The organism is Yersinia vastinensis, from assembly GCF_044905075.1.
GTDB lineage: Bacteria > Pseudomonadota > Gammaproteobacteria > Enterobacterales > Enterobacteriaceae > Yersinia > Yersinia vastinensis.
In genome coordinates this window covers 4,073,921-4,087,051 of record NZ_CP173260.1, presented here as the reverse complement: position 1 = coordinate 4,087,051, position 13,131 = coordinate 4,073,921, and the positions used below count along the sequence as shown (strand labels likewise).

Here is a 13,131-nt window from a genome sequence, read left to right as displayed (position 1 = left end):
ATGAGCGGCTCCTCCCTCTGGCAAGTTAGTCTTGCTCTACGGGTGGAGCCGTAAATTATGGTAGGTTTCCCCGATGAAGCCCTGGTGAGGCGATATCAGCATTTGCAGGCAGAGCAAGAAAAATAGATTACACCTACAACTTGTATTGATATTTTTTAGCTCTGTCACAATAAATATAAACACTTAACATGATGGCGGGAACGGGTGAAAACCACTCTTGTAACACTTTAAGGAAAATGATATTACAGATAGTTGGGATTCATTCATTTGACTATAATTATTAGCATAGGAAGGTATGTTACAAAAATGAATATCAACGTTACGGATACGCCAAACCCACTAGACGAAGAATATGTTATCGATGGTCTTTGGACACATAACCATAAAACGCAAGCGGTAGATATCCACCCGTTGTTCCTCACTGTGACCGACGACAATGATAAAATTGTGGCGGGATTAGTGGCCAGAACTTGGTGGGGCGGACTTGAAGTACAATATCTTTGGGTCAGTGACGGTTATCGTGAAAGTGGCTATGGCCGTCAATTAATGAAAGGAGCGGAAGAGGAAGCCATTAAGCGTGGATGTCATATGGCTTATGTAGACACTTTCGATTTTCAGGCGAGAGGCTTTTATGAAAAGTTAGGTTACCGTGTATATGGTAATTTAGGTGGGTATGCCAAAAAGCATACGCGGCACTATCTGGCAAAAGAACTGATAAAAGAAGTTTAACCCATTTTTGATCGGCGAGGTCGTAATGGATTTGCCCGATAAAAATAATGATATTTATTTCAAGGGCCTTATTGCCATGATGGAACACTTAAGTGAGCCATGGGGCATTAAAGATCTAAACTCCCGCCATATTTATATGAATAGGGCCGCTTACCTCTATACCAATACACCATTGAGTTTTGAGATAGAGGGGAAAATGGATGATGAGTTTCCTGCTCACTGGGCTGAGTTTTCTCCCGAGTTTATAGAGCATGATAAACGGACGGAGGAATCACAAAACCGGGTTACCGTAATAGAAACACATTATTGGTATGGCAAAGACACGCTGACACCATTTATTAGTGAAAAGCTACCTATTTATAATGATAAAAAAGAAGTCATTGGCGTTATGTGGAGTGCCAAACCACTTAATACGTTATCTCCATTAAAATATATAAACCAACAAAAACCCAGTATTTTAACGACTGAAATTAATAGCAGTACATTCACTCGGGCTGAACTTGACGTTATATTTTTAATGCTACAAAGATTCTCAGTTAAAGAGATTGCCAAGATATATAACATCAGTACTAAAACGATAGAAAATAGAATATATACTATTTATCAAAAATCTGATGTCCACACGTTGCAACAATTTGAGGAGTTTTGCAAATTTGCACATTTGGATAATTATATTCCTGATCGACTGGTGGCAAAAGGGATCCAGTTTATCTGACAACTAAGGGTACACCTTATCGTGATCAAAATTGAAGATTATCCATTGAGCCGAGTGCCACAGGATAAAAGGGTTTCATTTTTAAGTGTCGCCATCGTTCATATGGGTATGCTGACTGCGCTGGATCAATTTATGCTCGGTGCAGTGCTCGGTAATTCTATGACCCTAACTGATGCATTCACTGCGATCCTTATCGGCAGCATAATATTTGGCGTAGTCACTTACGGTCTTGGTTTGGCGGGTATGCGTGAAGGGATTTCCGGTAGCCTACTGGCTCGCTGGTGTGGTTTTGGTCGTTTGGGATCTGTACTGATAGGGATTGTTGTGGCGGTGAGTCTACTCGGATGGTTTGGCATTCAAAATGCTATTTTTGCTAAATCGCTAGATTTTGCACTAGGCCATAAACTAGGGTTCGGATTTGCTGCTGCTTTATCGGGCACCTTGTTGACCATTTTAGTCGCCTTTGGTTTTAAAGCACTGCGTATTGCCGCTCGCATTGCTGTTCCGATGTTTATTTTGCTGGTGGCTTATATCTCCATTACTACGCTATCAGGTCATAATATCCATGAAATTATTCAGTTAGTACCACCCGGTGAGCATCTTCCTATCAGTGCCGGTATCACGATTGTGGTTGGGGGGGCCATTGTGGCGAGCCTAATGACGCCTGATCTGACGCGCTACTCCAAAAACAGTAAGCATGTCCTTGGCGTGACTATTTTTACCATTATTGCCGGGGAGTTTATCGTCAACGGTCTGGCTATCCTTATCGCCAAAACTCTTGGCACAGCGGATGTTGTGACCATTATGTCTCAGGCCGCCGGCGGAGCGGGTTTGCTGGTTGTGGTGTTTTCCACATTGAGGGTTAATGACCTCAATTTGTACTCTTCATCGCTCGGTATTGTTAACGCCGTTGAAGGTTTAACCGGTAAGAAACTGAAGTACACACTGACCACATTAGTTATTGGTGTGTTAGGAACGACCCTGTCTGTACTGGGCATATTAGACCGCTTTGTGGACTTCCTTACAGTACTGGGTGTCGTGTTCCCACCGATCATCGGTATTATGTTGGTTGATTACTATGTCCTGCGCTCTCATCGTAACATTCTGGACAAGAGCCGGCAGGAAGGAAAATTACCAGATGAAACACCGGTTATTGGCTGGGTTGCGATTATTGCCAGTATTGTCGGCAGTATTGTGGGGCTAGTGACTGAGTGGGGGATTCCAACCATTAATTCACTGGTTGCCGCCAGCCTTATTTATTGGGTCTTCAAAGTGGCTACCAGCCGCAATCAAAAACCAATCGAATCAGAAAAAGCAATTTAACATAGTTGCGAATAATGCCAATACTCCCCGATCAAGGGGAGTATAATGCTATAAAAAGGTGACTCTCTATTTTTTATATCCCTGACATAGTTAACTCATTCAATAGAATTATTTTCTTAAGTAGGCAATAGGAGAAAACTAAACGTGGGATATTTCATCAGAATATATTGATAAATAAAAACGCGACTAAAAGCCGCGCTTTGCTATTTATTATTGTATTAATTTAACAAGAATGACTTACCTTGTTTTAATACTAAATCACAGGCTTTGGTTTTGATTTTTTCTGTGATTTGCTCGCTACCGAGATCGTTCAGATTCAAACTCTTCCCTTCACCGGTTTTCAGCAGTCCACCCAAACCTTCTTGATAGTCTTGGCTCTTGGCATTTTCAGTGCTGGTGATCCCCAGTTTACTCATCAATTGATCTTTAATCGCTGTAGTGCCATTGGCAGACAGCACGTTATTTTGCACGCAATATTGCAATATACCGGCGGCATTGGTCATGGTGCTAGCACTCAAGCCTTTATCGCCACCATTGAGTAAACCGGTTAGCGACGACAGTGAAGATGAGCTGTCGCCTGATTTGCTGTACTGGTCCGCCGCACTTTTTACTGAATCTAATAAGCTGTTTGCATTGGCGGAGCCGGCAAGCAAGGTGGTTGAGAAAGCCAAAGCCAGTACCAGGCGATGAGTGATATTCATAGAAACTCCTGTTTTACAGTGGAGAGCACAGCACATAGCGCGTGATACCGCAGAAAGGCTGCTAATCATTATCTTCGGCGCTAAGAATAGCGCACAGAAAACATTTTGCTGATAGGCGTTATCTGATAACCGGAGTATTTATGACGCTAATGCCCATACCTTAAGCGCAAAACTTCTGGATAAGGATCAAAATACCGCTGTTGCATAAGATAGCTGTCGGGGACTGAGTTGGTGGCTGAAATAGCCTTGGATATGCTGAAATAGCCTTGGATATGCTGCAATACATTGGTATGCCCGCGTCGGGAAGAGCATTGACGCATCTGCGCCATCAATTGGCTTCGATATGCAAAGGCACAATCATTAATGGACTTCCATAGATTAATTGCCGCCACAAAACGGCCTAATTCACAGTAACCGGGTTGTGAATGAGCCATCAGTAGCAGCTTAACGGCTTGGAAAGCCATCAGAGTAGCGCGGCTCATGCCTTGTTTCTCAGGGATTTTTGGGGAGAGAGCGCGGGCAGCATGTGCTGCCCGTATCGGTTAAGGCATCAGACCAATAAAGGATGTTTTCTTACGTGGGCCGGTCATCAACCCTTCCAGTTCTTCGACACACTTCAGATAATGCGGTGTTTTCTTATGGGCCGCTACCGCATCTTCATCGATATAGGCTTCATAGATATAAAAGCGGGTCGGGATAGTCTCGTCCTGCAACACATCAAAACGTAAATTCCCTGCCTCACGGATAGAACCTAAGTGGTTGGCACGGAAAACCTCAATAAACTGTGCAACTTTGTCATCTTTTACATTAATTTCGACGAGGGTGACATGCATAACCTTCTCCTTGTCATTGCTTGCCAGCCGAGGCCGGCAGCTATTTCGAATTAACCTTTTTCATGGAGGAACAACTGATAAGCCGTTTCTGCATTCTCGTTTTTATGCACCACGGCATGCACAGCTTTCAGCATGGCAATTGGCGCCTCTGACTGGAAGATATTGCGCCCCATATCCACGCCAGATGCGCCCTGATCAATTGCCTGATAGCACATTTCCAGTGCATCTCGCTCTGGTAATTTTTTGCCGCCAGCAATGACAATCGGCACCGGGCAACCTGCCACAATACGCTCAAAGCCACTATCGACATAATAGGTTTTAATCACCTGCGCACCCATTTCGGCGGCAATGCGGGTTGCTAAAGAGAAATAACGTTGGTCGCGAGCCATGTCTTTACCGACGCCAGTCACGGCCATGGTTGGCATACCGTAGCGCAAGCCTTGGTCAACTAACTGGATAATGTTCTTGATTGACTGATGTTCATGCTCGGTGCCGATGTAAACCTGTGCTGCTACGGCGCAGGAATTGAGCCGCAAAGCATCTTCCATCGCGACAGCCACAGCTTCGTTGGATAACTCTGTCAGAATTGAGTTAGCCCCAGATGCACGCAGCACCACTGGGCGGTTAGCTGCGGCGGGTACGATGCTGCGCAAAATACCGCGGGTACACATTAAGACATCGGCATAGTCAAACAGCGGGGCGATATTGATATCAATCCGCTCCAAACCGGTGGTTGGCCCCTGAAAATAGCCGTGATCAAACGCCAGCATCACGGTGCGATTGGTTTTCGGATTAAATATCCGTGCCAGACGAGATTGCATACCCCAATCGAGCGAGCCACAGCCTTTTAGCGTAAAAGCAGGATTTTTCTGCGGTACGCCAATTCCGAAGTCTTTACCGTCTTTGATATCGTCTAAATCAGCCATCTGTAATTACTCCAAACGGAGGTGAAAGATACTATTGTGGCCCGCGGCTACCTCGCCGCGGGCCGCCGAGATTAGAAATCGTATTTGTCGATGTTCTCTTTGGTGAAAATGACCCGCTGCGGCAGTAATACAATGCCGTTGCCTTTGGCTTCATGGTCATAGCCTTGCACACTGTTTGGCACGACTTCGACGACACCAATATTTGGGATATCAATTTTATCGCCAACATTCAGGTCGCCTTTCTTCAGCATCTCATTGGCAACATAAACTGAGATTTTGCCTTGGTTCACCACATCCCATAGGCCAAACTCTTTGACCGTGCCGCGTTCAACATAAGGGCGCATCACATTCGGGGTACTGAAACCGACAATTGCTACATTGTCGCGTTTCAGGTTTTCAGCGGCCTGAGCAGCAGCAGGCAGAGCGTTAGCATCAGGGGCAATAATGGCATCGAGATCGCCATACGCTTTCAAAATACCTTCCGCGGTTTGTAATGATTTAGTGGCGTCGTTATAGCCAAATTGCGTGGTAACCACTTCCCAGCCGGGGTGGTCTTGCTGGATTTTTTTCTTCGCTTCATTCACCCATTGGTTTTGGTCGGTCACTGTCGGGCTGGAATAGAAAAATGCGACTTTAGCCTTATCTTTTTTCACCTGATTTGCTGCCATATCAACCAGCATTGACCCTAATTGATTCGGGGTTCCCTGATTGATATAAACCGAACGGCACTCTGGCTTGGTGTCAGAGTCCCAAGTTAGGATTTTGACGCCACGTTGCATGGCACGTTTTAGCGCCGGGCACAGGCCGTCAGGTGAAACGGCAGAGACGACAATGGCGTTATAGCCTTGGTTAACGAAGTTGTTGATTAACTGAACCTGACCCGAAACACTCGGTTCTGTTGGGCCATCATAGGTCACATCGACGCCCAGTTCTTTACCGGCATCGACAGCACCTTTACCGCCGCTGGTGAAGAAACCAACCCCGACCAGTTTCGGGATAAATGCGATGCGTTCAGCCGCTTGTGCGGTTGCTATAGAGCCAAAAGTGGTACAAGCAAATCCGAGGGCACAAACCAGCGCCAGCTTTTTTAGTCTTTGTGTTTTCATTGCGTTCTCCGAATCACTGTTCTGTAGGGGTAGAGGTGTTGGCATTTCGCTACAATATTTTCTATATAAATGAGAATGCTAACCTAGGGTGTGTCTGCTGCGACGACGTTGCAGCCATTCATAAATCAGGTGCCGATGTAGGCTAATGGAGCGACCAACCACCACCAGAATCAGTAATGCACCGGACAGTGCACTGGATATCTGGTTGGGTGTGCCAATCATTTGCAGGCCTTGTTGCAAGTAACCCACCAGTAATACCGCCAGTGCAGTGCCGAGGATGGAACCAGAACCGCCATAAATATTGGCTCCCCCCAAGACGACAGCCGTGATCGCAGGCATCAGGAATGATGCGCCTAAATCAGAGCGTGCCGAGCCGAAGTAAGACACCAATAAGACGGCGGAAATAGCAGATGCCACGCCAGTCAGGGCATACAAAATACAGAGGGTACGAGCGACAGGCAGGGCGCTGTAACGTGCCACCCGACTGTTCTGCCCGATAAGGAAAACGTTGCGACCGCTATGGGTGCGGTGCATTAACAGCCAAAACAGCAACACGCAGACCATAAAGATAACCAGAGGTACGGGTAGGCCGAAGAGGGTTTGGTTAGCAAAATCGGTAAAGGCTGTTGGGAAACCGCCAATCCCCTCATAGCCTGTAGCGCCCGACATCCCCGACAACAGTAAGGCGCTACCACCGAACAGATACATGGTGCCAAGAGTGATAACTAGCGGATTGACACCGGTATACAGAATTAGCCCCGCGTTAATCAGGCCACACAGCGCCCCAACCAAAAAGGTAAGCGGAATAGCGATACTCATTGGTACACCGGCTTGGAACATCACACCCAAGAATATGGAACACAATCCAATGGTAGAGCCAAATGAGATATCAATACCGCCGCTGACAATCACCATTGTCAGCGGCAGGGCCACTATTCCGATGCAGATAAAGTCGCTGGTACTGAACAGCAGCACATTGATATCTAACATGCGCGGATTCGATAAACCAAACAGCAGGATTTCCAGTACCAATAATCCGGCCAGAGCCAGTTCCCATCCGTAACGTCGATATAAACTCATGGTGCCACCTCTTTTTTGATTTTGTTAAAAGGCTTGCTGTTATTCGCGGGTTTATCACTCGACGATTTACTGCTGATGGTTTTCTCTTTCTTCTTATCAGCCCTTACTGGCTGGGTAGTGAATCTGGCATATTTCTGTTGGCGGATATTGCGTTCAACAGCACAACGTAGGCGGCCATCAAAGACCAGCACCCCCAGCAGCACCAAGCCGGCGATAAAGTCATTCCACCAGGCAGGGAGGCGTAGCAGGACTAATACGCTGTCGATTTGTGTCAGGAGATACGCACCAAGGATTGCGCCAATAATCGTGCCGGTGCCCCCCAACAGACTGATCCCACCCAGCACACAGGCGGCGATGGCTTTCATCTCTAACCCGCTACCGGTCTGGTTCGGGATAAAGCCAATCTGTGAAGCGAAGACGATCCCGGCAAGGGCCGCCATCACGCCATTCATTGAGAAAGCAAAAATACGAATGCTGTCGGTACGGATCCCCAATTGGCGAGCGCCCTGCAAGTTATCGCCAGTGGCATAAAAGCTGCGGCCAAAGGCGGTTTTCCCTAGCAATAGGGCCATCGCGACAATCAGCAACATAATCAGCCAGCCGATAGGGGAGATAGAAAACAGAATGGGCGTTGATAAACTTTTGAGGTCTGCCGGTAACCCTTCGATCCATTTGCCACCAGTCAGTAAGAGCATTAAGCCGCGGTACAGCCCCAATGTTCCCAGAGTGGCGACAATCGCTGGGATCCTCAGCCAAGTCACCAAAATGCCATTAAAGAAGCCGGTCACCATGCCAACAAGCAGAGCGAACAGGCAGGAGAGTGCTAGCCCGAATCCCGCATTCAGCGCCATACCGACGGTCACGGCACACAGACCTGTAATTGAGCCGACAGAGACATCAATGTTGCGAGTCAGCATCACCATGGTGGCCCCGATCGCCAGCAGGATCAGGATCTGCGCGCTGCTGAAGATCATGGTGAAGGTCTGCATGCTGAAATAATTACGATCGATGACACCGAGTAGGGCAAATAAGGCGAGAATCGCCAGCAGCGCAGTCGCTTCGCGGTTATTTTGGATAAACTTCAACATGATACGCCCTCATTTTTAGCTGGCTGATGGGCGTCGGCATGATGTTCACCGAAAGCCAAATGCATAATGGTATCGACGTTCATGGCGCTGCCATCCAGTGCGCCACTGATTTCTCCTTGATGCATTACCAACACGCGATCCGCCATCTGCACCACTTCTTCCAGATCAGACGAAATAAAAATGATCGCCACATGTTGTTCGGCAATGCTGCGGATCAATTGATAAATATCACTGCGGGCCGCCACATCCACGCCACGGGTGGGTTCATCAATGATCAGCAATAACGGATTGGCTTCCAGGCATTTGGCAATCAGTAGTTTCTGTTGGTTTCCCCCGGATAAGGTTCTTACCGGTTGCTCAAGGTGATTGAATTTGATGTTCAGCGCCCGACGATAGCGCTCCAGAATGGCAGCCTCTTGTGCCGGGTGAGTCCATAATCCCTGATTACTTTGAGTCAGCGCACACACATTCCAGCTCAAGGGAGCATCCAGATACAACCCGGATGCCTGCCGGTCTTCTGGCAGATACACCAGACCGGTAGCCAACCGATTGACGGTTTTCATGGTGGTGATGTTGATATCTTCCAGCAAGACATGGCCACTACTGGCGGGGCGTAAGCCATACAGCGTTTCGGCCAATTCAGTTCTGCCAGCACCGACGACACCTGCCAGCCCAAGGATTTCACCCGCGCGTACTTCAAAAGAGATGTGAGCAAAACCTTCGCCGCTCAGATCGTTCACTTGTATTACCGGTTGATTCGATTGGGCGCGAGCTTGAGATCGGCGGTTACCGGGCAGCTCTAGCCATAATTTTTGGGTATCAGATAACTCGCTATTTTTCGCCTGTGGTGTGATCGCCTGAATAATGGTGTCGGTTGAGAAATCAGCCGTCGCGCCACTCAGGGCAATGCCCCCATCGCGCATGACGCTAACCCAATCGGCCAATTGACGAATTTCCGGCAATTTGTGAGAGATAAAGACCACACCGACGCCTTGCTGCAATAACATTTTTATTTGGCTAAATAGACGGTTGGTTTCCGCAGGTGTTAGCGACGCGGTAGGTTCATCAAGAATTAAAATACGTGAATCACGCATCAAGCCGCGCATGATCTCCACTAATTGTTGGTCGGCAACATCCAGTGAACCGGCACTGGTCGTTAAGTCCAGATGGCAGCCCAAACTTTGCAGTAACTGCGCCATCTTCTTCTTGTCGGCTTGATGCTTGGGTAACCGGAACAAGATATTTTCCTGCACCGACAGATTGGCAAACAGCATCGGTTCCTGCGGCACCAGATAAATGCCCAGTTGATGTGCCTTGGCAGGTGTGAGGTTTAAACAAGGTTGCCCATTAATCTCAATAGTGCCGTTATCGGGGGGGAGCACGCCGGCGATGATTTTCATCAGTGTTGATTTGCCCGCTCCATTCCCCCCTAACAGTGCATGAACCTGGCCCGGTTGCAGAGTAAAGTCGATACTTTTCAATACCACTACGCCGGAAAACTGTTTGCTAATACCACGTACTTGGAGCAGCGGTGGCGGGGTAGTCATAGTTTGCGGCATCGTGGCTCCAAGTGAACAAAAATAATTTAAAATTAAAAGTGTTCAAAAAAGATAGCTGTATAATCCCATTTATGGCGTAATCAAGATCACATTTTCGTGAATAAAAAAATTTAAATTAAAATGTGTTCAAATATGTTGTTTAAGCTGTTAGCGTAGTTATCAATTGAGATTTAACATTCGGTGTTCAGCGGTTGAGCTGATGAATGTTGAGAAGAATCAGAAGAGAAACGTCGGTAATGATGAAAGAAAAAGTGCTCACAAAAGAAAAGCCTATGTCGTCCAATGATGAATACAAATATCCGGGTAATAGCATGAGTGAAGAGGAACTGCTCGCTCGTATTGCGTGGTTTTATTATCACGATGGCTTAACACAAGGGGATATTGGCGAACTGCTGGGGTTGACCAGACTGAAGGTCTCCAGATTACTGGAGAAAGGCCGGCAGTCAGGGGTCATTCGGGTACAGATTAATTCGCGTTATGAAGGTTGTCTGGAACTGGAAAACCAACTGCAACAGCATTTTGGCCTCAAACATATCCGTATTCTGCCCGCTCTGGCCTCCCTCAGTATCAGTAGCCGGTTGGGAATTGGTGCTGCACATTTATTGATGGCATTAATACAACCGCAGCAACTGCTGGCTGTGGGTTTTGGCGAAACCACCATGTGTGCGCTACAGCACCTGAGTGGGTTTATCGCCTCACAGCAAGTACGTCTGGTGACTCTTTCCGGCGGAGTCGGCTCTTACATGACCGGAATCGGTCAGCTAGATGCCGCCTGTCAGGTCAGCATTATTCCGGCTCCCTTGCGAGCATCCAGTGCCAAAGTGGCTGAAACATTTCGTCAGGAAAACAGTGTGCGTGATGTGATGCTGGCAGCACGAGCGGCAGATGTTGCAGTGGTTGGTATTGGCTCAGTTAATCAGCAAAAAGAGGCCACCATTTTGCGCTCCGGCTACATCGGCGAAGGTGAACAGTTGATGTTCAGCCGCAAAGGTGCCGTCGGCGATATCCTCGGCTACTTTATGCAAGCCGATGGTGCATTGGTGCCGGATATGCAAATTCACCAAGAATTGATCGGCATCTCACTGGCCGAGTTGACCAATATTCCGACAGTTATTGGTGTCGCAGGTGGGGTGGAGAAATCAGAGGCAATTGTTGCTGCACTACAGGGCAAATATGTGAACGCCTTAGTGACCGATGAGCTGACAGCACGTTCTATTATTAAACTGATTTAATTGGCTATTTGGCGTGTCAGTTTCGGTTTGTGTGGTGCTTAAAATTCTCACGAATTCTGTGTACGCGCCGGTTTTCCGCGCGGGGCGCCCCTAATCTGACGACGGCAATGACGCCCATATTTTTTTCTTTTACAAAATTTCATTTATAGCAGTAGAGGACCGGTTTATTCACAAATCCATATAAAACAGAGGATAGCGCAATGAGTCAACTCTGTACGACCACCACGTCGGGTGAATACCTGATGGCTCTGGATGCAGGCACGGGCAGTGTTCGGGCTGTGATATTTGATCTTAATGGTAATCAGATAGCCGCCGGGCAGGCTGAATGGCTACATCTGCCAGTACCTGATGTTCCGGGGTCGATGGAGTTTGATTTAACCACTAACTGGAAATTGACCTGTCAGTGTATCCGTCAGGCTTTGCATCAGGCCAAACTACCCGCCAGTGCTATTCGTGCGGTTGCGGCGTGCTCAATGCGTGAAGGTATTGTGCTTTATGACCGTAGCGGCAAGCCTATCTGGGCCTGCGCTAATGTGGATGCCCGTGCCAGCCGCGAAGTCAGTGAGCTGAAAGAGTTGCATGATCATGGATTTGAGTTTGAAGTCTACCAATGCTCTGGGCAGACGCTGGCGCTGAGTGCCATGCCGAGGCTGTTGTGGCTGGCACATTATCGGCCAGATATTTATCGTCAGGCCGGCACATTGACCATGATAAGTGACTGGCTGGCGAATATGCTCAGTGGCGAGCTGGCGGTTGATCCCTCTAATGCGGGCACCACTGGTATGTTGGATTTAGCTACCCGCAACTGGCAACCGAATTTACTGGAGATGGCGGGATTACGTGCCGATATTTTATCGCCAGTCAAAGAAACGGGCACCTTGCTCGGCCATGTCACGGCACAAGCAGCAGAAGAGTGTGGTTTGTTGGCAGGTACGCCAGTGGTCATGGGCGGTGGCGATGTGCAACTCGGTTGTTTGGGGCTTGGTGTGGTGCGGCCGGGCCAGACGGCGGTATTGGGCGGCACCTTCTGGCAGCAGGTGGTTAACTTACCCAAACCCATCATTGATCCCAATATGAATACACGTATCAACCCTCATGTTATTCCCGGCATGGTGCAAGCAGAATCTATTAGTTTCTTCACTGGCCTGACGATGCGCTGGTTCCGAGATGCTTTTTGTGCTGAAGAGAAATTGCTCGCACAACGGCTGGGTATTGATACTTACAGTCTGCTGGAAGATATGGCGGCAAGGGTGCCGGCGGGAGCTTATGGCGTCATGCCTATTTTCTCTGATGTGATGCGCTTTAAATCTTGGTATCACGCCGCACCTTCATTTATCAACCTTTCACTCGACCCCGAAAAGTGCAACAAAGCGACCTTATTCCGTGCGTTAGAAGAGAATGCGGCGATAGTCTCGGCCTGTAATCTGGCACAAATTGCCGAATTCTCTGGCGTCAAAGCCTCTTCCGTTGTCTTTGCGGGGGGAGGATCAAAAGGCAAACTGTGGAGCCAAATCTTGGCGGATGTCACTGGCATTCCGGTCCGCGTGCCAGTCGTCAAAGAAGCCACTGCGTTAGGTTGCGCCATTGCGGCAGGGGTGGGTGTTGGGCTTTATGACGCGCTGGATAAAACCGGCGAACGGCTGGTGCGCTGGGAGCGAGAATATACACCCAATACTGAGCATCAAGCACTCTATCAGGCAGCCAAAACCAATTGGCAAGCCGTGTATACCGACCAGTTGACGCTGGTGGATAGTGGGTTGACGACGTCGTTGTGGAAAGCTCCGGGTCTGTGACATTGACGATTAAAATTGACTATCTTGTTTGCCAGCTTGAACTTCG

General features: G+C 48.1%; 13 protein-coding genes. 5 read left to right on the top strand and 8 right to left on the bottom strand.

Features of this window, described 5'->3' with window-relative positions; translation table 11 throughout:
• The first annotated feature begins 306 nt into the window (after window positions 1-306).
• From ACIOG0_RS18875 to ACIOG0_RS18865, 3 genes are read left to right on the top strand one after another with little or no spacing between them, the layout of a single operon-like run.
• Complete coding sequence (locus ACIOG0_RS18875) at window positions 307-729, top strand: GNAT family N-acetyltransferase (protein ID WP_050099970.1); 423 nt, start codon at window positions 307-309, stop codon at window positions 727-729.
• A gap of 25 nt (window positions 730-754) precedes the next feature.
• On the top strand, window positions 755-1,444 hold the full coding sequence (locus ACIOG0_RS18870) for a PAS and helix-turn-helix domain-containing protein (RefSeq protein WP_050099972.1): 690 nt from the start codon (window positions 755-757) through the stop codon (window positions 1,442-1,444).
• 21 nt (window positions 1,445-1,465) lie between these two features.
• Complete coding sequence (locus tag ACIOG0_RS18865) at window positions 1,466-2,767, top strand: cytosine permease (RefSeq protein ID WP_050140909.1); 1,302 nt, start codon at window positions 1,466-1,468, stop codon at window positions 2,765-2,767.
• A 218-nt stretch (window positions 2,768-2,985) separates the two neighbouring features.
• On the opposite strand, the gene ACIOG0_RS18860 is transcribed toward ACIOG0_RS18865, so the two are convergent.
• From ACIOG0_RS18860 to lsrA, 8 genes are all read right to left on the bottom strand, one after another.
• Entirely contained in the window at window positions 2,986-3,468 is a 483-nt protein-coding gene (locus tag ACIOG0_RS18860) for a DUF2501 domain-containing protein (protein WP_050099975.1), read from the bottom strand.
• 146 nt (window positions 3,469-3,614) lie between these two features.
• Window positions 3,615-3,950: a DUF1722 domain-containing protein gene (locus tag ACIOG0_RS18855; RefSeq protein WP_128451342.1), complete on the bottom strand. Its 336-nt coding sequence runs from the start codon at window positions 3,948-3,950 to the stop codon at window positions 3,615-3,617.
• 60 nt (window positions 3,951-4,010) lie between these two features.
• Window positions 4,011-4,301 (bottom strand): (4S)-4-hydroxy-5-phosphonooxypentane-2,3-dione isomerase, encoded by a 291-nt coding sequence (gene lsrG / locus ACIOG0_RS18850; RefSeq protein WP_050099979.1) that lies wholly within the window; start codon window positions 4,299-4,301, stop codon window positions 4,011-4,013.
• Window positions 4,302-4,351: 50 nt separating this feature from the next.
• Window positions 4,352-5,227, bottom strand: coding sequence for a 3-hydroxy-5-phosphonooxypentane-2,4-dione thiolase (gene lsrF, locus ACIOG0_RS18845; protein ID WP_128451343.1), 876 nt, complete (start codon window positions 5,225-5,227; stop codon window positions 4,352-4,354).
• A gap of 71 nt (window positions 5,228-5,298) precedes the next feature.
• Window positions 5,299-6,333: an autoinducer 2 ABC transporter substrate-binding protein LsrB gene (lsrB, locus tag ACIOG0_RS18840; protein WP_050140907.1), complete on the bottom strand. Its 1,035-nt coding sequence runs from the start codon at window positions 6,331-6,333 to the stop codon at window positions 5,299-5,301.
• A gap of 78 nt (window positions 6,334-6,411) precedes the next feature.
• Window positions 6,412-7,413, bottom strand: a complete 1,002-nt coding sequence (lsrD, locus tag ACIOG0_RS18835) for an autoinducer 2 ABC transporter permease LsrD (protein WP_050295896.1) — start codon at window positions 7,411-7,413, stop codon at window positions 6,412-6,414.
• Window positions 7,410-8,501, bottom strand: a complete 1,092-nt coding sequence (gene lsrC, locus ACIOG0_RS18830) for an autoinducer 2 ABC transporter permease LsrC (RefSeq protein WP_050099986.1) — start codon at window positions 8,499-8,501, stop codon at window positions 7,410-7,412. The genes lsrD and lsrC overlap by 4 nt, the downstream gene beginning before the upstream one ends.
• Window positions 8,495-10,060 carry an autoinducer 2 ABC transporter ATP-binding protein LsrA gene (gene lsrA / locus ACIOG0_RS18825; protein WP_145581854.1) on the bottom strand — a complete coding sequence of 522 codons (1,566 nt, stop codon included), beginning with the start codon at window positions 10,058-10,060 and terminating at the stop codon, window positions 8,495-8,497. The genes lsrC and lsrA overlap by 7 nt, the downstream gene beginning before the upstream one ends.
• Before the next feature lie 239 nt (window positions 10,061-10,299).
• Between lsrA and lsrR the strand changes: the two genes are divergently transcribed.
• The gene (gene lsrR, locus ACIOG0_RS18820) at window positions 10,300-11,292 is read left to right on the top strand and encodes a transcriptional regulator LsrR (protein ID WP_050140931.1); all 993 of its coding nucleotides are present in this window, start codon (window positions 10,300-10,302) and stop codon (window positions 11,290-11,292) included.
• A gap of 200 nt (window positions 11,293-11,492) precedes the next feature.
• Window positions 11,493-13,085, top strand: a complete 1,593-nt coding sequence (lsrK, locus tag ACIOG0_RS18815; RefSeq protein ID WP_050099990.1) for an autoinducer-2 kinase — start codon at window positions 11,493-11,495, stop codon at window positions 13,083-13,085.
• Window positions 13,086-13,131 lie beyond the last annotated feature (46 nt).